The following is a 21,265-nucleotide window of genomic DNA, read 5'->3' as shown; positions in this document are numbered from 1 at the left end:
ACGGTTAAAAAATAGTGAATGGTGCGATGACGATAAATTTCACGTCCTGCTCATCCTGGAAGATATTGCCGTATCCCCCACTGAAGCTGGGCAGCGAGGAGTGGTTGTCGTAGCGGGTATAGTGCAGTTTGTACAACGTGCCTTTGGCCCAGCCCGCCTGCACGGTGTGCATCAGATCGAGATTCCAGGCTGATTCTTTCAGGCGGGCGTGGCGATCCCAGGCCGGGCTGCTGGCAGGTTTGGCATCCCATCCCCAGGCACGGGAGGTGCCAAGGCTCCATCCGGGGAGCGACCAGTTGGTTAGATCCCAGCTCACCCCGGCAAACAGGGCTTTTTCACCGTTAGCATTAAAGTCAGAGCGTGAATCCCACCACACGTCCAGCCGCCCGTTCGACGTGGCATAGCCTGGCGTCATCCGTTGCAGGAAAAATCCCTGATTCCCTTCGGCCTTCACCCAGGTGCCTTCCAGTCTGAAATCAAAGGCTCCCAGGGTATACCCCAGCGTCAGCGCCTGTAGCCAGGCCAGGCCGTCATACACATCATTAACGTTCGCAACGCCGCCGTGCGCCTTATCTTTTGCGCCATAAAACTGCCAGCTGGTTCTCAGATTATTCCCGGCAACCGGAAAATCATAAGAGACTTTAGTAAAGTACTGATCCATATAATCCGCGGCCTGCCCGAATGCAGCTTCCAGCACCAGCTGATTTTTGAAATCATATTTCATGCCGATTGAATGCAGATAGCGCACGGGCGTTTTCCCGTCTGCCTGCCGAAAATGATAGGTATTTCTATACCAGGGGGCTTTATATCGGTCGCTCCACATCCATGACATCGAGAGCGCACCCGCGTCATCGAAATCACGATTAAAGCCAACTTCAGCGCCACGATAAGTGCCGGGTAAAAAACTCCAGTGCGATGCCATCAGCGTCTGGCCGGTGGGCTGTAAATAGCCAGCACGTAGCCAGTAATCACCCTGCTTAAACTTTAACGCCGCTTTATATATTGACGCGCCGTTTTTATCCCCGCCCCACTTTTCATCCCAGCGCGTTTTCGCGTCGCTAAAGCCTATTTCGTTGGGTGCGGCAGGCCCCTTGCCTGACATCTCCAACGCGCCAAAGGCGGCCAGATCGAGACCAATAAAATCAGCCAGATAGCCGGATGAAAAATCCAGGCTGCCGTTGAATGTCGAGTGATGGAGGTTTTGTTGATAGTTACCGTATTTATCGCTGTCGGGGTTAAGATCTTTTCTTTCTCGATGTCGCTGCCAGTAATAAACCCCACCACTCAGGGTAGAATCCTCGATAAATCCCGTGGCGCTGGCCTGAGGACTTATCGACAGCGTGGAGAGAGTAGAAATAATGGCAACGGATAGCGTCAGCGCACGACGCGCCGGGTCAGAGATATGCATTGAGAAATCCCTCTCATTGTAAATTTAACAATCCTGAAACAGTAAAAATAATATTTCTTATAAAGAAAGGCACCCTTCAGATGCTGTATGAATAATATTTTTCGCGACGCGAATTATCAATATATAAATAAAGCCAGCTGCCAAAGTATGATCGGCGACACATAATATCGGCTGCTCTGGCTATTATTGGAATAATAAAGGCTAATTTAATCATTACGGAATTAATTAACAGCAGGCTGTAATGCTTTGTGCCGCGCTTATCTGATTAAGCAAAAGCGGATACGCAATTCACCCCGCAATTATTTTTCCTGGCGGGAATCGGGATAGCGAATAAAAGGTATGCTGTCTCACTGATAAGCACCTGCCGATCGCCTTATAGTAGGTTTACTCGATTGAGGTGCAAAATGCGATGAAGTGGAGCGTCAGGGGGAGTGGAACGCAATGGGAAGTGGAATGTAATGGGGAGTGGAATGTAATGGGGAGTGGAACGCAATGGGAAGTGGAACGTAATGGTAAGTGCAACTCACGATGTAAACCCGGCGGTAATCCATTTTGCTGCAAGAAGCAGCCAGGGGATTCCCCCCGGCCAATTCTTAACCCACAGGGTTATTTCAGCGCACAGCGCTTACCCGCACAGGGCGAAAGATTACTCTCCCGCCTTCGCCCAGGTGTCACGCAGACCCACGGTACGGTTAAACACCAGCCCGTTTGCGCCTGAAGTGCGGTCGGCACAGAAGTAGCCTTCACGCTCAAACTGATACGGGCTTTCTGCCTGTGCACCCGACAGGCTGCGTTCCACAAATCCTGAACGAATCACCAGCGACTCAGAATTGATGGTGGTCAGGAAGTCCTCTGCCGCTGCCGGATTGGCCACGCTGAAAAGACGATCGTAAAGGCGGAACTCGGCGGGCAGCGCATGCTCAGCCGACACCCAGTGGATAACGCCTTTCACCTTGCGGCCATCAGCGGGATCTTTACTCAGTGTGTCGGTATCGCAGGTACAGAACAGGCAGGTGATGTTACCCGCTTCATCCTTCGCCACGCGCTCAGCCCGGATAACGTACGCATTGCGCAGGCGCACTTCTTTGCCCAGTACCAGACGCTTATACTGCTTGTTAGCCTCTTCACGGAAGTCAGCGCGGTCAATGTAAATTTCGCGGCTGAACGGCACCTCACGCGTTCCCATTTCCGGCTTATTCGGATGATTAGGCATGGTGAGGATCTCTTCGTGATTAGCCGGCAGGTTTTCAATCACCAGCTTCACCGGATCAAGCACGGCCATAGCGCGCGGCGCATTTTCATTAAGATCGTCACGGATGCACGACTCAAGCGAGGCCATTTCAACAATGTTGTCCTGTTTGGTCACGCCAATGCGGCGGCAGAACTCACGAATAGCGCCTGCAGTGTAGCCACGACGACGCAGGCCGGATACGGTCAGCATGCGCGGGTCATCCCACCCTTCAACAATCTTTTCGCTGACCAGCTGGGTCAGTTTACGCTTGGACATAATGGCGTATTCAAGATTCAGACGAGAAAATTCGTACTGCCGGGGGTGGGCAGGAATGGTGATGTTATCCAGCACCCAGTCATAAAGGCGACGGTTATCCTGGAATTCCAGCGTACAGAGCGAATGAGTTATCCCTTCCAGCGCATCGGAAATGCAGTGGGTGAAGTCATACATCGGATAGATGCACCACTTATTACCGGTCTGGTGATGCTCGGCAAATTTAATGCGGTACAGCACCGGGTCGCGCATAACGATAAAGTTGGAGGCCATATCGATTTTGGCGCGCAGACAGGCGGTTCCTTCGGCAAAGCCGCCGTTACGCATTTTTTCAAACAGCGCGAGGTTATCGCTCACGCTGCGATCGCGATACGGACTGTTTTTCCCCGGGGACGTTAGCGTCCCACGATATTCGCGGATCTGCTCCGGCGACAACTCATCAACGTAGGCCAGGCCTTTAGTAATGAGCTCGACGGCGTAGTGATGCAGCTGATCAAAATAATCAGATGAGTAACGGACCTCGCCGCTCCACTCAAAACCAAGCCACTGCACATCTTTCTTAATTGACTCCACGAACTCCAGATCTTCTTTCACCGGGTTCGTGTCATCAAAGCGCAGGTTACATTGACCCTGATAGTCCTGAGCAATGCCAAAATTCAGGCAGATTGATTTGGCATGACCAATATGCAGATAGCCGTTAGGCTCGGGCGGAAAGCGGGTATGAACACTATTGTGCTTACCGTTCGCCAGGTCTTCGTCAATAATCTGACGAATAAAGTTAGTTGGGCGGGCTTCTGCCTCACTCATCTCAATGTCCTCAGGGATGCTTAGCGTAAATTAGTACGTGAAATAACGGAGTATGATCCACAAAGCAGGGAAGGGAAACAACCGTTTGTTAGCGGCGAGGCAAAAAAAAGGGCGGGGATCTCTTCCCGCCCTGATCGGCTATCTCTTCAGAGGCTAGCCGTGGACGTCAAACAGGCGGGTCTCACCTGCAATCACCGTTCCACCCGCCGCCAGTTGCAGGCTGCTGTAGTCTTCAATATTACTCACCACAACCGGGCTAATCATCGAACGGGCGTTGGCATTCAGCCAGGCCAGATCCATCTCCAGCACCGGCTGCCCGGCAGTGACGACCGCGCCCTCTTCAACCAGCCGGGTAAAGCCCTTCCCTGCCAGCGCCACGGTGTCCAGCCCCATATGCACCACCACTTCGACGCCCTTCTCCGTTTCAAGACAGAACGCATGGTTAGTGTTGAATATTTTAACCACCGTACCCGCTGCCGGTGAAACCACGATGCTGCTGGTCGGTCTGATAGCCAGTCCGTCTCCGACCGCTTTGCTGGCGAAGGCTTCATCCGGTACCTGTTCAATCGCAACCACCTCACCGCTAACCGGGGCCACCAGCGTCGCCACGATACCTTTCGCCGCGTTTGGCACCGCCTGCGGCGGGGCAGAAGCACTGGCCTTTTCAGCTACATCATGGGAAGCAAAAGGAGCAACGCTCGCTTTAGCGATGACCTTTTTCATCTCTTCAGCGATAGATTCCGCTTTGGCACCCACAATTACCTGAACCGTTTGTTTATTCAGCTTGATGACGCCGGACGCGCCGAGACGCTTACAGGCTGCATCATTGATCATGGCTGCATCGTTCACGGAGAGGCGCAGACGGGTGATACAGGCATCAATAATTTTGAGATTATCACTGCCGCCAACCGCGCCAATGTACTGACGGGCAAGCGTTTCCATCCCTTCTTCGGTATTACTGTTAGCACTCTCTCCGGCAGACTGGTCATCCGTGCCGTCATCGCGCCCCGGCGTTTTCAGATTGAACATTTTGATAATCGCGGTGAAGAGCACGAAGTAAACGATAAAGGCGATTGCCCCCATCACCAGCAGCATCCAGACATTGTTGCTGGCGGCGGGTAGCTTATACATCAGCACATAGTCAATTGCCCCCGCCGAGAAGGAGAAGCCCGCGTGAATGTTCAGTGCCGTGGCAACAAACAGGCTGATGCCGGTCAGGATGGCGTGGACCAGATACAGCAGCGGCGCAAGGAACATGAACAGGAATTCCAGCGGCTCGGTCACACCGGTAAGGAATGCAGTGACCGCAACCGACAGCAGCATCCCTCCAACGAGGGGACGGCGAGCCTTAGGTGCAGCCAGGTACATTGCCAGCGCGGCACCGGGAAGACCAAACATCATGATGGGGAAGAAGCCTGACATAAACATGCCCGCGCTGCCGTCACCGGCATAGAAGCGGTTGATGTCGCCGTGGAAAACCGCGCCCGCCGCGTTGGTGTACTCACCAATCTGGAACCAGGCAATGGTATTCAGCACCTGATGGAGACCCGTTGGGATCAGCAGGCGGTTAACAAAGCCAAATATGCCCGCACCCAGCGCGCCCTCAGAGACTATCCACTCGCCCCCGCTTTGAATGGCGGCCTGAACGGGCGGCCAGATATAGCCAAATACCGCCGCCAGAATCAGACAGAAAAACCCGGTCGCTATCGGCACGAAGCGTTTGCCACCAAAGAAGCTCAGGAACTCCGGCAGTTTAATATCCGACCAGCGGTTATAGGTCATTCCGGCCACCAGCCCGGTAATGATCCCCGCCAGTACGCCCATATTAATCGCCGGATTTATGGTCACCATAGCCTTGGTCATAATGAAATAACCCACGGCTCCGGCCAGCGCAGCGGGGCCCGCATTGTCTTTTGACCAGGTAGATGCGACGCCGATAGCAAAAATCAGCGCGAGGTTGTCAAAAATGGCCCCACCGCCCTGGGCGATAAACGGCATATTCAGTAAATCGGGTTGCCCAAAGCGCAGCATAAGGGCCGCAACAGGCAGCACCGCGATGGGCAGTTGCAACGATCGCCCCAGCCTTTGAAAAAATCCTAAAATGTTCATCCTTCCCCCTAAAGACCCGTTAAGGCACCGATTACCGTTCTGCGTTTTTTATAACGGCCAGTTTGATTTTGCATCATAGTAAAATCACCTGACGGAGTGTAAGAAAAAATTAATTCGCTTCGCAAATTAAAAGCGCTGTAATGTGACTTTTATCACCCAGAAATGCAGATAAGCGCACAATAGTCTGGTCATATGCAGCCACTTATTTTATGATCCGAAATATCAGCACGGATTTATCCCTCGCGGATGATGCCCGGAACACGTTACGCTTGCTTACTGCTACGCGCCTTACACTGCTGACCCCCTTCAATATTTAAATGAGGTGATACATGAGACTGATTCCTCTCGCAACCCCCACTCAGGTGGGCAAATGGGCCGCGCGCCATATTGTCGATCGCATCAACGCCTTCAACCCGACGGCAGACCGCCCTTTTGTGCTTGGCCTGCCGACTGGTGGAACGCCGCTTGAAGCCTATCGCCATCTGATTGATATGCATAAAGCGGGCCAGGTCAGCTTCAGGCATGTGATCACCTTCAATATGGACGAGTATGTCGGCCTGCCGAAGGAACATCCGGAAAGCTACCACAGCTTTATGTACCGCAACTTTTTTGATCATGTTGATATTCCAGCGGAAAACATTAATCTTCTTAACGGTAATGCAGAAGATATTGACCTGGAGTGTCGTCAGTATGAAGAGAAGATCCGTGCGCTCGGTAAAATCCATCTGTTTATGGGCGGCGTAGGCAACGATGGTCATATCGCTTTTAACGAACCGGCCTCTTCCCTGGCTTCACGTACCCGTATCAAAACCCTGACGCATGAAACCCGCCTGGCTAACTCGCGCTTCTTTGGCGGGGATGTGGAAAAAGTGCCTAAATATGCCCTCACCGTCGGCGTGGGCACCCTGCTTGACGCGGAGGAAGTGATGATTCTGGTCATCGGTCACGCCAAGGCCCAGGCGCTACAGGCCGCCGTTGAGGGGAACGTCAACCATATGTGGACCATCAGCTGTCTCCAGCTCCATGCCCGCTCCATCGTGGTCTGTGATGAACCCGCAACAATGGAACTGAAGGTCAAAACCGTTAAATACTTCCGCGAGATGGAAGCGGAAAGCGTGAAAAGTCTGTAAATCATCAGCTCAACACAGAGCGGCAAAGTGGCTTTCGCCTGTACCACAGCGTACGCGGCCGGGCTGGGTGACTGCCCCCAGCCAGGCAAAAGCGTTAGCCATTAAGCCGGATATGCCGGGAGAAAATATGTACGCTTTAACCAATGGCCGCGTTTTTACCGGCCATGAGATACTCGAAAATCATGCGGTTGTCATCAAAGATGGCCTGATTGAACGCGTTTGCGCCGCCGATGAACTTCCGGCAGACATTGAAAGGCGCGATACGGGCGGCGCGATTATTGCTCCCGGCTTTATCGATCTTCAGCTTAACGGCTGCGGCGGCGTGCAGTTTAATGATGATATGGCTGCACTTAGCGTCGACACCCTGAACACCATGCAGAAAGCCAATGAGAAAGCGGGCTGTACCAGTTTTCTGCCGACCCTTATTACCAGTACTGACGACATGATGAAGCGTGCCGTCGAGGTGATGCGGGCTTATCTGGCGCAGAATACCCACCAGGCTCTGGGCCTGCATCTGGAAGGCCCGTGGCTCAGCCCACGCAAGCCCGGCACCCATAACCCAGCCCTGATCCGTCGCCCTTCTCAGGCGCTGGTCGATTTCCTGTGTGAGAATGCCGATGTTATCAGTAAGATAACCCTTGCGCCGGAAGAGGTGGAACCCGAGATTATCCGTCAGCTGGTCAGTGCGGGCATTGTGGTGTCCAGCGGTCATTCTCATGCCACCTATCATGAAGCCCGTACTGGCATTAACGCCGGGATCAGTTTCTCCACCCATCTTTATAACGCGATGCCTACCCTCACCGGACGTGAGCCGGGCCTGATCGGTGCCCTGTTTGACGCACCGGAGGTCTACAGCGGGATTATCGCAGACGGTTTGCACGTGCATTACGCGAATATTCGCAATGCTAAGCGTATCAAGGGTGACAGGCTAATACTGGTGACGGATGCCACCGCGCCAGCCGGGGCTAATATTGACCAATTTATTTTCGCAGGAAAAACAATATACTATCGGAATGGGCTGTGCGTTGACGAACAGGGCACGCTGAGTGGTTCTGCACTGACGATGATCGAAGCGGTGGCGAACTGCGTCGAACATGTCGGTATTTCTCTCGATGAGACGCTCCGTATGGCAACGCTTTATCCGGCCCGGGCAATGGGAATTGAGAAAAAGTTAGGTTCAGTTGAAGCCGGAAAAGTGGCGAACCTGACCGTTTTCACCCGTGATTATAAAATAATCCAGACTATCGTTAACGGTGACGAGGTCTTAAGCGAGTAGATACGGAATGACCAGCGGCGGACAGGCTCAGATAGGAAACGTTGATTTAGTTAAGCAGCTTAATAGCGCAGCCGTATACCGGCTTATCGATCAGCAAGGACCGATTTCACGTATTCAGATTGCCGAGCACAGTCAGCTTGCTCCCGCCAGCGTCACCAAAATTACCCGTCAGCTTATTGAACGCGGGCTGATCAAAGAAGTGGATCAGCAGGCCTCTACCGGAGGCCGCCGCGCCATCTCAATCATTACCGAAACGCGGGGATTCAACACCATCGGCATCCGTCTGGGACGCAGCGATGCCACACTCACCCTTTTCGATCTCAGCGGAAAATCCCTGGCTCAGGAAGATTATGCCCTGCCAGAACGCACCCAGGAAACCCTGGAACACGCCCTGTTTAACGCCATCGCCCGCTTTATGGAACAGTACGAGCGAAAGCTGCGTGAGCTGATTGCCATTTCCGTTATTTTACCCGGGCTGGTCGACCCGGTTAACGGGATTATCCGCTATATGCCACATATCAACGTCAACTGCTGGCCGCTGGTCGCAAACCTGCAGGCACGGTTTAACGTCACCAGCTTTGTCGGCCACGATATTCGTAGTCTGGCCCTGGCCGAGCACTACTTTGGTGCCTCCCGCGACTGCGCTGACTCCATCTTAGTGCGCGTACATCGCGGTACCGGTGCCGGGATTATCGCCAATGGCCATATTTTTCTCGGCAGTAATGGCAACGTTGGCGAGCTGGGTCATATTCAGGTGGATCCGCTGGGGGAGCGCTGCTACTGCGGCAATTTCGGCTGTCTGGAAACCATTGCGGCGAATAGCGCGATTGAAAAACGCGTACGTCACCTGTTGTCCCAGGGCTATGCCAGCGTCCTGCGCGAGGAGTGCGGTATTCACCAGATCTGTCAGGCTGCTAACCGTGGAGATGCGCTGGCGACCGAAGTCATTGAACACGTTGGCCGCTATCTCGGCAAAGCCGTTGCCATTGCAATAAACCTCTTTAACCCACAAAAGGTGGTGATTGCCGGTGAGATTACTGAGGCGGAAAAGTTGTTATTGCCGGCCATTGAGGGCTGCATTAATACGCAGGTGCTGAAAGCCTTTCGCAAAAATCTGCCGGTCGTTCGTTCCGAACTGGACCATCGTTCAGGCATCGGCGCTTTCGCTCTGGCGAAACGTGCCATGCTTAACGGCATCTTATTACAACACTTACTGGAAGGTTGATGAGCGCTTTAACCCTGATGAACAGCGAAAGCAGTACGATTAAAAATGTCATCTGCGATATTGATGGCGTGTTAATGCACGATAATACGGCGGTGCCGGGTGCCAACGATTTTCTGCAACGCATTTTAGCCAGGGGATTACCCCTGGTGGTGCTGACGAATTACCCGTCGCAGACCGCGCTTGACCTCTCCAACCGTTTTGCCTCGGCAGGAATCGATCTGCCGGACAGCGTCTTTTATACCTCCGCCATGGCGACGGCTGATTTTCTGCGGCGTCAGGAGGGGAAAAAAGCGTATGTGGTCGGCGAAGGCGCGCTGATCCACGAACTGTACAAAGCGGGCTTTACCATCACCGATATCAACCCGGATTTTGTCATTGTCGGGGAGACCCGCTCATACAACTGGGACATGATGCATAAAGCGGCCTGGTTCGTTGCTAACGGCGCCCGCTTTATTGCCACCAATCCGGACACCCACGCCAGGGGTTTTGTGCCAGCCTGCGGGGCCCTCTGCGCCGGGATCGAAGTCATTTCCGGGCGTAAGCCTTTTTACGTTGGCAAACCAAGCCCATGGATCATCCGCGCCGCGCTCAATAAAATGCAGGCGCACTCGGAAGAGACGGTTATCGTCGGTGATAATCTGCGTACCGATATCCTGGCCGGTTTCCAGGCCGGGCTGGAGACAATATTGGTGCTATCAGGCGTCTCAACGATGAGCGATGTTGACGCTATGCCTTTCCGTCCCAGCTGGATTTATCCGTCAGTGGCCGATATCGATATTATCTGATTCGGGCTCACCCTCCCGCTCCTGCTCATCTTTTAAACACAATCACCCGTAAATTGACGATTATGCAATTTTAATCGCAGTTTACTGGTGATCCATCAATATTCTCCGCAGTGCAACAGACTATTTTTCAGAGAATGGCTAAAACGCTTGCATCATCCGGGGCAGATAGCGCATTTTCATAGTCACAGGGCGAAAATTGTCGCCGTTGACGATTCACATTACCATCATCACCGTTCAGGGATGTCGAGAGGGAGTTAGCTATGTGTTCAATTTTTGGCGTGCTGGATCTGAAAACTGATTCTGCCGAACTGCGTAAGAAAGCCCTGGAGCTTTCACGTCTGATGCGTCACCGTGGCCCGGACTGGTCCGGCGTTTATGCCAACGACCACGCGATTCTTTCACACGAACGCCTGTCAATTGTTGACGTGAACAACGGCGCGCAGCCTCTGTATAACGCCGCCCATACACATGTGCTGGCCGTGAACGGTGAAATCTATAACCATCAGGCACTGCGGGCCGAACTGAGCGACCGCTATGAGTTTCAGACCGAATCCGACTGCGAGGTGATCCTCGCGCTCTATCAGGAAAAAGGCGTCGACTTCCTTGACGAGCTGCAGGGCATGTTCGCCTTTATTCTGTATGACAGCGTTAAAAACACCTGGCTGATTGGTCGCGATCATATCGGTATTATCCCGCTTTATATGGGTAACGATGAGCACGGTAACCTGTTTGTTGCCTCGGAAATGAAAGCGCTGGTGCCGGTTTGCCGCACCATGAAAGAGTTCCCGCCGGGCAGCTACCTCTCCAGCACCGACGGTGAGATCCGCCGCTACTGGCAGCGCGACTGGTTCAGCTATGAGGCTGTTGAACATAACAAAACCGATGCACCGGCGCTGAAAGAGGCGCTGGAAGAAGCGGTGAAAAGCCATCTGATGTCTGACGTGCCTTATGGTGTTCTGCTGTCGGGTGGGCTGGACTCCTCGATTATTTCTGCCGTGACCAAAAAGTATGCGGCGAAGCGCATTGAGGATCAGGATAAGAGCGAGGCCTGGTGGCCACAGCTGCACTCCTTCGCCGTCGGTCTGGAAGGCTCACCCGATCTGAAAGCCGCCAAAACGGTTGCTGACCATCTTGGTACCGTCCACCACGAGATTCATTTCACCGTGCAGGAGGGTCTGGATGCCATCCGCGACGTGATTTACCATATCGAAACCTATGACGTCACCACCATTCGCGCCTCAACGCCAATGTACCTGATGTCACGCAAAATCAAAGCGATGGGCATTAAAATGGTGCTGTCGGGCGAAGGGGCCGATGAGGTATTTGGCGGCTATCTCTACTTCCATAAGGCACCGAATGCCAAAGAGTTCCACGAAGAAAACGTGCGCAAACTGCTGGCCCTGCATATGTTTGACTGTGCCCGTGCCAACAAAGCGATGTCTGCCTGGGGCGTGGAGGCACGTGTGCCCTTCCTGGACAAAAAATTCCTCGACGTGGCGATGCGCATCAATCCGGCAGATAAACTGTGCGGTGCCAACGGCAAAATGGAAAAACACATCCTGCGCGAGTGCTTCTCCTCTTACCTGCCGGAAAGCGTGGCATGGCGCCAGAAAGAGCAGTTCTCTGACGGCGTCGGCTATAGCTGGATCGACAGCCTGAAGGAGGTGGCCGCACAGCAGATCTCCGATCAGCAGCTGCAAACGGCGCACTTCCGTTTTCCGTACAACACGCCGACCTCTAAAGAGGGCTACCTGTACCGTGAAATCTTTGAAGAGCTGTTTCCTTTACCCAGCGCGGCGGAATGCGTCCCCGGCGGTCCTTCGGTCGCCTGTTCATCGGCAAAAGCCATTGAGTGGGATGAAGCGTTCAAAACTATGGACGATCCATCCGGTCGTGCCGTGGGCGTGCATCAGTCAGCCTATAAATAAGCGAACACTTTATCTGTGAAAACGGGGCCTTACCGGCCCTTTACCGTTTGTTTTGCGCACGTTACCTTCAGAATTTGTTGATTTAATCATCAGGCTGGTTATAACCCAGACAAACGAAGCATTTCAGGGCAAAAACGGGAAAAAACTTGTTGACGCTTTCAGGTCAACTCCGCATAATGCGCCCCGCAACGCCGATGAAGGTAGCGCGAAATAAAGATGGCTACGTAGCTCAGCTGGTTAGAGCACAGCACTCATAATGCTGGGGTCACAGGTTCGATTCCCGTCGTAGCCACCATCTTTTTGCGGGAGTGGCGAAATTGGTAGACGCACCAGATTTAGGTTCTGGCGCCGCAAGGTGTGCGAGTTCAAGTCTCGCCTCCCGCACCATTATCATCGCGGTTTTGCACGGATGGGGTATCGCCAAGCGGTAAGGCACCGGTTTTTGATACCGGCATTCCCTGGTTCGAATCCAGGTACCCCAGCCAGTTTTCTTGATGGTCGCTGTACTGAGTGAAACGAACATTGGGATATCGCCAAGCGGTAAGGCACCGGTTTTTGATACCGGCATTCCCTGGTTCGAATCCAGGTATCCCAGCCATTAAGAAATATGTTAGTGTAGTAACGCAGTAAAATTAGGCTACTTAGCTCAGCTGGTTAGAGCACAGCACTCATAATGCTGGGGTCACAGGTTCGATTCCCGTAGTAGCCACCAATTTTATTGGGGTGTCGCCAAGCGGTAAGGCACTGGTTTCTGATACCAGCATTCCGGGGTTCGAATCCCTGCACCCCAGCCATAAAAAAGACGATTTGCATTGCGAATCGCACCCAAGAAATTGGGGTGTCGCCAAGCGGTAAGGCACTGGTTTCTGATACCAGCATTCCGGGGTTCGAATCCCTGCACCCCAGCCATTAAGTAAAGAAGCCCGCTTTTGCGGGCTTTTTTACGTCTGCTGTTTATCAGGGCATCCTCCTCCTGGCCAGACAGCAGAATTCACATCCTGACTACCCGCAATATACTAATAACTGAGCAGAACACTGCGCCATTTAGTTGCCTGGCCAGGTTGCGCCATGCACAACGCGGGTAGGGTGAGAATCTCTCTGTTGAGCCCCGGCGCGCGCATCCCTGCGTCCGGCGGTCTGCCTGTTACGTTGCCGCCACCGGTAGCACTATTTGAGACCGCCATTCAGCGGGAGAGCAATTTAAAGGCCCAGCGCGTAGCGTAACGCCTGGCGCTTCAATACGCCCGAGCGCTCTGCCACCATCAGCCCAAGATTACGCATAACGCGCAGCGGCGCAGACGGATTGCTAAAGGCGAAGTAAAAGAGATCCATCCCGCTTTGCATCAGCAGATTGTCGGTTTGCCGCTGACGCTGATAGCGGCGCAGTACGCCCGCCGATGCCCAGTCCTCGGCTTTATCACGCGCAGCCGTTAGCGTGTTAATCAACGCGTCCACGTCGCGATAGCCCAGGTTAACGCCCTGCCCTGCCAGCGGATTGATGGTGTGTGCGGCATCGCCTACCAGCGCCAGTCCGGGTAACACATAGCGAATCGCGTGGCGGCGCACCAGAGGAAAGGATCCGGCGGTAACCGGCTTGACGTGCCCCAGCCTTGCCGGAAAATGTTTGATAATTTCCAGCTCCAGCTGCTGCATGGTCATGGCCTGAAGCTGCCGAATACGTGCCGGGCTGTCGTACCACACCAGCGAAGCCCACCCGTCGGACAGCGGTAAAAATGCGCGCGGGCCATTCGGTGTGAATTGCTGCCAGGTACAGTCACCGGCATCCCGATCGCAGCGGACGCTGATAAGCATACAGGACTGTGCATAATTCCAGCCGTGAATGCCCATTCCTGCCAGCTGCCTCACCTGAGAGTTAGCACCATCGGCACCCACCACCATCCGGGCGGTCATCTCCTCGCCGCTTTCCAGGCGCAGACGCCAGCCACCGTTACAGGGTTGCAGGTCCTGAAGGCGGGCAGGCGCAATCAGACTCACATCCTGCTGCGTGAGCCGCTGCCAGAGCGCGCTTTGCAATACGCTGTTTTCCACCATAAAACCTAATTCCGGCAGCCCCAGCGACTGCGCGTCAAACCCCACCTGTGCGGTATGCCACTCCCAGGTTTCCAGCCGGCGGTAGGGTGTGGCGCGCATCTGCTGCACCCGAGGCCAGACCTCAAGCTGCTTAAGCAGGTCTACCGAGGCTGCACTGACGGCAGAAATCCTGACGTCGGGATTGCTCTGTGGATCAAACTGGGCAGGTGCCTGCTGTTCAAGCACCACCACCTTAAATCCCTGCGTCGTCAGTCCGCTGGCCAGCGCGGCTCCCACCATCCCGCCGCCAACAATGACGATATCCTCGTTCCGCGTATGTCCTGTCATTATTTTATCCTTTACCGGTGGACTACGGTGCCCTTACCTCTACACCTGTAAGGGACAATTTGTTACCCTTAGTGTATCGGATTTTGCGGGGCCAGTTGAAATCGTAAACGTAAAAGCCTGTATGCTGGTCACCACCGCAGCAAAGCATTACAATACGCGCCCTGCATTCCTTCCTGCATGATAAATGGCAACCAGATGACCCAAAAACTGCATATCAAAACCTGGGGCTGTCAGATGAATGAGTACGACTCATCCAAGATGGCTGACCTGTTAAACAGCACGCATGGCTTCACGCTGACCGACGTCGCGGAAGAGGCCGACATTCTGCTGCTTAACACCTGCTCGATTCGTGAAAAGGCCCAGGAAAAAGTGTTTCATCAGCTTGGACGCTGGAGAACGCTGAAGGAGAGCAACCCTGACCTGATTATTGGCGTCGGCGGCTGCGTGGCTTCGCAGGAAGGCGAGCACATTCGTCAACGTGCCAGCTATGTTGATATCGTTTTTGGACCCCAAACGCTGCACCGTCTGCCGGAAATGATCAATACCGTACGCGGTTCGAAAAGCCCGGTTGTGGATATCAGCTTCCCGGAAATCGAAAAATTCGATCGGCTGCCCGAACCCCGCGCAGAAGGGCCATCGGCTTTCGTCTCCATTATGGAAGGCTGCAACAAATACTGTACCTTCTGCGTGGTGCCCTACACCCGTGGTGAAGAAGTTAGCCGCCCCTGCGATGATATTCTGTTCGAGATAGCCCAGCTTGCTGCCCAGGGCGTGCGTGAAGTTAACCTGCTCGGTCAGAACGTGAACGCTTACCGGGGTGAGAGCTTTGATGGTGAAATTTGTAGCTTCGCCGATCTGCTGCGTCTGGTAGCCGCCATTGACGGCATCGACCGCATTCGCTTTACCACCAGCCACCCTATTGAGTTCACCGACGACATTATTGATGTCTACCGCGACACGCCTGAGCTGGTGAGCTTCCTCCACCTGCCGGTGCAGAGCGGTGCGGATCGTATTCTGACCCTGATGAAGCGTGCTCATACCGCGCTGGAATACAAGGCGATTATTCGCAAGCTGATTGCGGCGCGCCCCACCATTCAAATTAGCTCCGACTTCATTATCGGCTTCCCTGGCGAAACCGAACAGGATTTTGAGCAGACAATGAAGCTGATTGCCGATGTGAATTTCGATATGAGCTTTAGCTTTATCTACTCCGCACGCCCCGGCACCCCGGCGGCCGATCTGCCGGACGACGTACCGGAAGAGGAGAAAAAGCAGCGCCTGTGGCGTCTTCAGGAGCGTATTACCCAGCAGGCGATGGTATGGAGCCGCCGGATGATGGGCACCGTACAGCGTATTCTGGTGGAAGGCACCTCACGTAAAAACGTGATGGAGATGTCCGGCCGTACGGAAAATAACCGCGTGGTGAACTTCGAAGGAACGCCAGCGATGATTGGCAAATTTGTCGATGTCGAGATTGTTGACGTTTACACCAACTCCCTGCGCGGCGTGGTGGTGCGGACGGAAGATCAAATGGACCTGCGCAGCATTGAATCCCCGGCTTCCGTCATTGCGCGTACGCGTAAAGAGAACGAGCTGGGCGTAGGCTCCTTCCAGCCCTGATCCTACCCTTTTGCGGCAGGCCTCCGGGTTTGCCGCATGAATTCCCGCGCAGCGCCCTTGGTTTCCGGAACCGTCGCCCAAATATCTTTTTATACGCTTGCACATTCATGTGCAGCCATAAATAATTCTCTTATGCTATTGCCGCTAAACAGTGCGGCGCTGCCATAATACACCGTCCTCAACTGGCCCTGAGCGACCCAAAGGATTAGTTTGAATATCGAAACACGCGAAATTACCTTAGATCCCGCTGATAACCACCGTCTGCTGAGCCTCTGTGGCCCGTTTGACGACAATATTAAGCAGCTTGAGCGTCGGTTAGGCATTGAAATCAACCGCCGTGACAACGCATTCAAGCTGGTCGGCAAAGCCCTGTGCGTCAATGCTGCCGCGACTATTCTGCGCGATCTGTATGTGGATACGGCACCGGTGCGGGGCCATATTCCGGATATCGATCCGGAACAGATCCATCTGGCGATTAAAGAGAGTCGGGTGCTGGAGCAGGCTGATGACCATGTGCCCGAGTTTGGCAAGGCGGTAAACATTAAGACCAAACGCGGCGTAATTAAGCCGCGTACGCCCAACCAGGCGCAGTACGTTGCCAACGTGCTCGATCACGACATCACCTTTGGCATCGGTCCGGCGGGTACGGGTAAAACCTATCTGGCCGTGGCTGCCGCCGTTGATGCGCTGGAGCGCCAGGAAGTGCGCCGCATCATGCTGACGCGTCCTGCGGTCGAGGCCGGTGAAAAGCTCGGCTTCCTGCCGGGCGATCTCAGCCAGAAGGTAGACCCCTACCTGCGTCCCCTGTATGACGCGCTGTTTGAAATGCTGGGCTTTGAGCGCGTGGAAAAGCTGATTGAGCGAAACGTGATTGAAGTTGCGCCGCTGGCGTATATGCGCGGTCGTACGCTCAACGACGCCTTCATTATTCTCGATGAAAGCCAGAACACCACCATTGAACAGATGAAAATGTTTCTGACACGCATCGGGTTTAACTCTAAAGCGGTCATCACCGGCGACGTGACGCAGATTGACCTGCCGCGTAACCTTAAGTCCGGCCTGCGCCACGCCATTGAGGTGCTTTCAGAGGTGGACGACATTAGCTTTAACTTCTTCCACAGCGAAGACGTGGTACGCCATCCGGTGGTTGCCCGCGTGGTTATCGCTTATGAAGCCTGGGAAGCGGCCGATCAAAAACGCCGTGACGCGCAGGCCGAAGAGCGCAAGCGTGAAGCCCTGGCGCTTCAGCTCGCCGCGCAGGAGCCAAAATGAGTACCGTAATCCTTGATTTGCAGCTTGCCTGCGAAAAGGTGGAAGGCCTGCCGGCTGAATCTGATTTTCAAGGCTGGCTGGAGGCGGTTTTGCCGCAGTTCCAGGAAGAGAGTGAAGTGACAATTCGTGTGGTTGATGAAGCGGAAAGCCGCATGCTGAATCACACCTACAGAAGTAAAGATAAGCCGACTAACGTCCTCTCTTTCCCATTCGAAGCCCCACCGGGTATCGAGCTTCCGCTGCTTGGCGATCTGATCATTTGCCGCCAGGTTGTGGAGCAGGAATCCGCTGAGCAGGAAAAACCGCTGCTGGCCCACTGGGCGCACATGGTTATTCACGGTAGCCTGCATTTACTGGGTTATGACCACATTGAAGACGACGAAGCCGAAGAGATGGAGTCGATCGAGACCGAGATAATGCTTGCTCTTGGCTATGACGACCCGTACATTTCGGAGAAAGCGTTACCCTAAGCAGGCCAGCTGGCCTGATACCATCCCTGCCTCGCCCGTCGCGGCAGGGATATCTTCTTCTCACGACAAGAGTGACAGAAACAAAAACGCCATGAGCGATGACCATTCACAGAATAATGACAGTCCCAGTAGTAAAAAGGGATTCTTTACCCTTCTCCTCAACCAGCTATTTCACGGTGAGCCTAAAAACCGTGATGACCTGTTAGAGCTTATCCGCGACTCCGAACAGAACGAGCTGATCGATCCCGATACCCGGGACATGCTTGAAGGCGTGATGGATATCGCCGGGCAGCGCGTTCGGGACATCATGATCCCCCGCTCACAGATGGTCACTCTGAAGCGTAATCAGACGCTGGAAACCTGCCTGGATACCATTATAGAGTCGGCCCACTCCCGTTTCCCGGTCATCAGCGAAGATAAAGATCACGTTGAAGGTATCCTGATGGCAAAGGATCTGCTGCCGTTTATGACCAGCGGATCGGCACCGTTCAGCATGGAGATGGTTTTGCGCCCGGCCGTGGTGGTGCCAGAGAGCAAGCGCGTTGACCGTATGCTCAAGGAGTTCCGCTCACAGCGTTATCATATGGCGATTGTCATTGATGAATTTGGCGGCGTTTCCGGGCTGGTGACCATCGAGGACATCCTTGAGCTGATTGTGGGTGAGATCGAAGATGAATATGACGATGAAGAAGATCGTGATATCCGTCAGCTGAGTCGCCATACCTATACTCTGCGCGCCCTGACGCCGATTGAAGATTTCAATGACATTTTCGACACCAGCTTCAGCGATGAAGAGGTCGATACCATCGGCGGTCTGGTGATGCAGGCGTTTGGTCACCTGCCTGCGCGCGGTGAAAGCATCGAAATTGACGGCTATCAGTTCAAAGTCGCCATGGCGGACAGCCGTCGTATCATTCAGGTTCACGTCAGAATTCCGGATAATTCGCCGCAACCGATTTTGGAAGAATAATTCGCAATGGCTATTGCTTCACTCTATCAGCGCCAGCGGGTTCGCCTGCTTTTAGCGCTGTTGACGGGTGCCTGTGGCACCCTTTCATTCTCGCCTTATGATTTCTGGCCAGCGGCTATTGTGTCGCTGGTGGGCCTGCTGGCATTGACCCTTAATCGATCGGTCCGTCAGGCCACGGCGATAGGCTTTGTATGGGGGATGGGCCTGTTCGGCAGCGGTATTAACTGGGTCTACATCAGTATCGCCACCTTCGGGGGAATGCCGGGGCCGGTCAACGTTTTCCTGGTTATCCTGCTGGCCGCCTGGCTGTCGCTGTTCACGCTGCTATTTGCCGCCGTGCTTAACCGCCTGTTTCCCCGAACCACGTTTGTTCGCCTGGTTATTGCGGCACCGGCGCTATGGCAGGTCACCGAGTTTCTGCGTGGCTGGATCCTGACGGGCTTTCCATGGCTACAGTTCGGCTATAGCCAGATTGACGGTCCGCTCAAAGGACTGGGTCCATTACTGGGCGTTGAAGGCATTACCTTTGTGCTGATGATGGTCGCGGGGCTGGCGGTTTACGCCGTGGTGAAGCGCCATTGGATAGCCGCCGTCGTGGCGCTGGCTTTGCTTCTGCTTCCCTGGCCACTGCGTCAGCTTAGCTGGTATCAGGCAATGCCAGAGCGCGCCATTAATGTCGCGCTGGTGCAGGGGAATATTCCTCAGTCGCTGAAATGGGATCCTAACCAGCTGATCAATACTCTGAAAACCTATACTGCGCTCACCCGTCCGTTTGTGGGCAAAGCACCGCTGATAATCTGGCCTGAATCGGCCATTCCGGATCTTGAAAGCAATCAGCAGCCTTTCCTGAAGTCGGTCGATGAGGAGTTACGTTCTCAGGGCAGTAGCCTGGTGACCGGCATCGTTGATTCCCGTCTGGAGCATAATCGCTATCATGACTATAACTCGATTATCGTGTTAGGCGGTGAGCAGCCCTATAGCTATAGCAGTAAGAACCGCTATCAGAAAAATCATCTGGTGCCCTTTGGGGAGTTTGTCCCGCTGGAGAGTTTGCTGCGACCGCTGGCACCCTTTTTCGATTTACCGATGTCTTCTTTCAGCCGGGGTGACTATATTCAACCCCAGCTGAAGGTGGCCGGGGTGAATCTGACCGCGGCTATCTGTTACGAGATCGTGCTGGGGCAGCAGGTCCGGGATAATTTCCGTCCGGATACGGATTTCCTGCTGACCATCTCTAACGATGCCTGGTTTGGCCACTCAATCGGCCCATGGCAGCATTTCCAGATGGCCAGAATGCGGGCGCTTGAGCTGGGCCGTCCTTTGCTTCGCGATACCAATAACGGCGTAACGGCGGTGATTAATGCCGATGGCGATGCGGAGGAGATGATCCCACAGTTTACCGCCCGCGTATTGGCGATGCAGGTGGTACCCACTCAGGGTCTGACGCCTTATGCCCGCTTCGGTAACGCATCTGTATGGGTTATCACGCTGTTGTTTGGTTTCATCGCCGTCGTTCTCGGTATCAGAAATCGCCATCGCGCCTGATGTCGGTATTATTTGCCAGGCCCCTTTGGTTTCGACTAACTGTTGGGATTGCGGTGCTGGTCTCTGATACAGCGGCAATATCTGAGTAGTCGGTGGATAATCCCAGCGGTGACGGGCTGCACTATTTGCTGTGTCGGTGGATAATCCCTGCATTTGCCGGGCTGCACTATTTGCTGTGTCGGTGGATAATCCCTGCATTTGCCGGGCTGCACTATTTGCTGTGTCGGTGGATAATCCCTGCGTTTGCCGGGCTGCACTATTTGCTGTGCCGGTGGATAATCCCTGCATTTGCCGGGCTGCACTATTTGCTGTGCCGGTGGATAATCCCTGCGGGTGCCGGGCGTCCTCGCGCCAGGCTTTGCCTGGTGCCTTTGGCTCCGGCTCCAGGCCGGACGGCCCGGTCGCGAGCGGGCATCCCTGCCCGCCGCTCCCTGAGTGCAGCATCCCTGCTGCCCTCGCCTGGCCTTCCGTCTTCGCCGCAGCGCTGCGGATTACCCGTCACCCGCAGGGATTATCCACCTCTCAGGCTTCTGGGCCGCTTTAAGTAAAACCGTTTATCTGTCCGCAGGCTGCTGAGCTGCTTCCAGCAAAACCGTTTATCTGTCCGCGGGCTGCTGAGCTGCTTCCAGTAAAACCGTTTATCTATCCGGGGGGCTGCTGAGCTGCTCCGGTAAAACCGTTTATCTGTCCGCAGGTTTCCGAGCCTATCCCCGTTAAGGTTTGCTCTCGCGCAGGATTCGGCTCACTTTTCGATTTAGTTTTTGGTGCCGCTATTTAGGTCATTTATCTGCACCACAAAAAAACCCGTCACAATAAACTGTGCACTCTCAGTCTTCT

The 21,265-nt window shown here is 54.2% G+C and carries 14 protein-coding genes and 7 tRNA genes; 17 read left to right on the top strand and 4 right to left on the bottom strand.

Going from position 1 to position 21,265, the window contains the following annotated elements; genetic code table 11:
• Positions 1-4 precede the first annotated feature (4 nt).
• The 3 genes from A1830_RS04350 to nagE all read right to left on the bottom strand — a co-directional run bounded on the left by A1830_RS04350 (position 5) and on the right by nagE (position 5,828).
• Positions 5-1,408, bottom strand: a complete 1,404-nt coding sequence (locus A1830_RS04350; RefSeq protein ID WP_067702323.1) for a chitoporin ChiP — start codon at positions 1,406-1,408, stop codon at positions 5-7.
• A gap of 646 nt (positions 1,409-2,054) precedes the next feature.
• The gene (gene glnS / locus A1830_RS04345; RefSeq protein WP_067702319.1) at positions 2,055-3,719 is read right to left on the bottom strand and encodes a glutamine--tRNA ligase; all 1,665 of its coding nucleotides are present in this window, start codon (positions 3,717-3,719) and stop codon (positions 2,055-2,057) included.
• Positions 3,720-3,872: 153 nt separating this feature from the next.
• Positions 3,873-5,828 (bottom strand): PTS N-acetyl glucosamine transporter subunit IIABC, encoded by a 1,956-nt coding sequence (gene nagE, locus A1830_RS04340; RefSeq protein WP_067702316.1) that lies wholly within the window; start codon positions 5,826-5,828, stop codon positions 3,873-3,875.
• 329 nt (positions 5,829-6,157) lie between these two features.
• On the opposite strand from nagE, the gene nagB reads away from it, so the two are divergent.
• The 12 genes from nagB to A1830_RS04280 all read left to right on the top strand — a co-directional run bounded on the left by nagB (position 6,158) and on the right by A1830_RS04280 (position 13,081).
• Entirely contained in the window at positions 6,158-6,958 is an 801-nt protein-coding gene (gene nagB / locus A1830_RS04335) for a glucosamine-6-phosphate deaminase (protein ID WP_067702313.1), read from the top strand.
• Between the two features lie 127 nt (positions 6,959-7,085).
• A complete protein-coding gene (gene nagA / locus A1830_RS04330) occupies positions 7,086-8,234 on the top strand; it encodes an N-acetylglucosamine-6-phosphate deacetylase (protein ID WP_067702307.1) in 1,149 nt (382 codons plus the stop codon).
• Between the two features lie 7 nt (positions 8,235-8,241).
• Positions 8,242-9,459, top strand: coding sequence for a DNA-binding transcriptional regulator NagC (locus tag A1830_RS04325; protein ID WP_067702304.1), 1,218 nt, complete (start codon positions 8,242-8,244; stop codon positions 9,457-9,459).
• Positions 9,460-9,476: 17 nt separating this feature from the next.
• A complete protein-coding gene (locus tag A1830_RS04320) occupies positions 9,477-10,244 on the top strand; it encodes an HAD-IIA family hydrolase (RefSeq protein ID WP_067703648.1) in 768 nt (255 codons plus the stop codon).
• A 260-nt stretch (positions 10,245-10,504) separates the two neighbouring features.
• Positions 10,505-12,172 carry an asparagine synthase B gene (gene asnB / locus A1830_RS04315; protein WP_067702301.1) on the top strand — a complete coding sequence of 556 codons (1,668 nt, stop codon included), beginning with the start codon at positions 10,505-10,507 and terminating at the stop codon, positions 12,170-12,172.
• A 218-nt stretch (positions 12,173-12,390) separates the two neighbouring features.
• Positions 12,391-12,467 (top strand) — tRNA-Met (locus A1830_RS04310).
• 7 nt (positions 12,468-12,474) lie between these two features.
• Positions 12,475-12,559, top strand: a tRNA-Leu gene (locus A1830_RS04305).
• 23 nt (positions 12,560-12,582) lie between these two features.
• A tRNA-Gln gene (locus tag A1830_RS04300) sits at positions 12,583-12,657 on the top strand.
• Between the two features lie 38 nt (positions 12,658-12,695).
• A tRNA-Gln gene (locus A1830_RS04295) sits at positions 12,696-12,770 on the top strand.
• A 37-nt stretch (positions 12,771-12,807) separates the two neighbouring features.
• Positions 12,808-12,884 (top strand) — tRNA-Met (locus tag A1830_RS04290).
• Positions 12,885-12,891: 7 nt separating this feature from the next.
• A tRNA-Gln gene (locus tag A1830_RS04285) sits at positions 12,892-12,966 on the top strand.
• 40 nt (positions 12,967-13,006) lie between these two features.
• A tRNA-Gln gene (locus A1830_RS04280) sits at positions 13,007-13,081 on the top strand.
• A 291-nt stretch (positions 13,082-13,372) separates the two neighbouring features.
• Here A1830_RS04280 and ubiF read toward each other — a convergent pair.
• Complete coding sequence (ubiF, locus tag A1830_RS04275) at positions 13,373-14,551, bottom strand: 3-demethoxyubiquinol 3-hydroxylase (protein ID WP_067702298.1); 1,179 nt, start codon at positions 14,549-14,551, stop codon at positions 13,373-13,375.
• A 195-nt stretch (positions 14,552-14,746) separates the two neighbouring features.
• Between ubiF and miaB the strand changes: the two genes are divergently transcribed.
• The 5 genes from miaB to lnt all read left to right on the top strand — a co-directional run bounded on the left by miaB (position 14,747) and on the right by lnt (position 20,428).
• The gene (gene miaB, locus A1830_RS04270; RefSeq protein WP_067703645.1) at positions 14,747-16,171 is read left to right on the top strand and encodes a tRNA (N6-isopentenyl adenosine(37)-C2)-methylthiotransferase MiaB; all 1,425 of its coding nucleotides are present in this window, start codon (positions 14,747-14,749) and stop codon (positions 16,169-16,171) included.
• Positions 16,172-16,381: 210 nt separating this feature from the next.
• Entirely contained in the window at positions 16,382-17,443 is a 1,062-nt protein-coding gene (locus A1830_RS04265; protein ID WP_067702295.1) for a PhoH family protein, read from the top strand.
• Entirely contained in the window at positions 17,440-17,913 is a 474-nt protein-coding gene (ybeY, locus tag A1830_RS04260; protein ID WP_067702292.1) for an rRNA maturation RNase YbeY, read from the top strand. Before A1830_RS04265 ends, ybeY begins: the two co-directional genes overlap by 4 nt.
• A 91-nt stretch (positions 17,914-18,004) precedes the next feature.
• The gene (corC, locus tag A1830_RS04255; RefSeq protein ID WP_067702289.1) at positions 18,005-18,883 is read left to right on the top strand and encodes a CNNM family magnesium/cobalt transport protein CorC; all 879 of its coding nucleotides are present in this window, start codon (positions 18,005-18,007) and stop codon (positions 18,881-18,883) included.
• A gap of 6 nt (positions 18,884-18,889) precedes the next feature.
• A complete protein-coding gene (gene lnt / locus A1830_RS04250) occupies positions 18,890-20,428 on the top strand; it encodes an apolipoprotein N-acyltransferase (RefSeq protein WP_067702285.1) in 1,539 nt (512 codons plus the stop codon).
• Positions 20,429-21,265: the final 837 nt, after the last annotated feature.

This window comes from Erwinia sp. ErVv1, from assembly GCF_900068895.1.
In the GTDB taxonomy this organism is placed as follows: domain Bacteria; phylum Pseudomonadota; class Gammaproteobacteria; order Enterobacterales; family Enterobacteriaceae; genus Erwinia.
The sequence above is the reverse complement of the archived record's forward strand: the minus strand, read 5'-3'. Positions and strand labels throughout refer to the sequence as shown.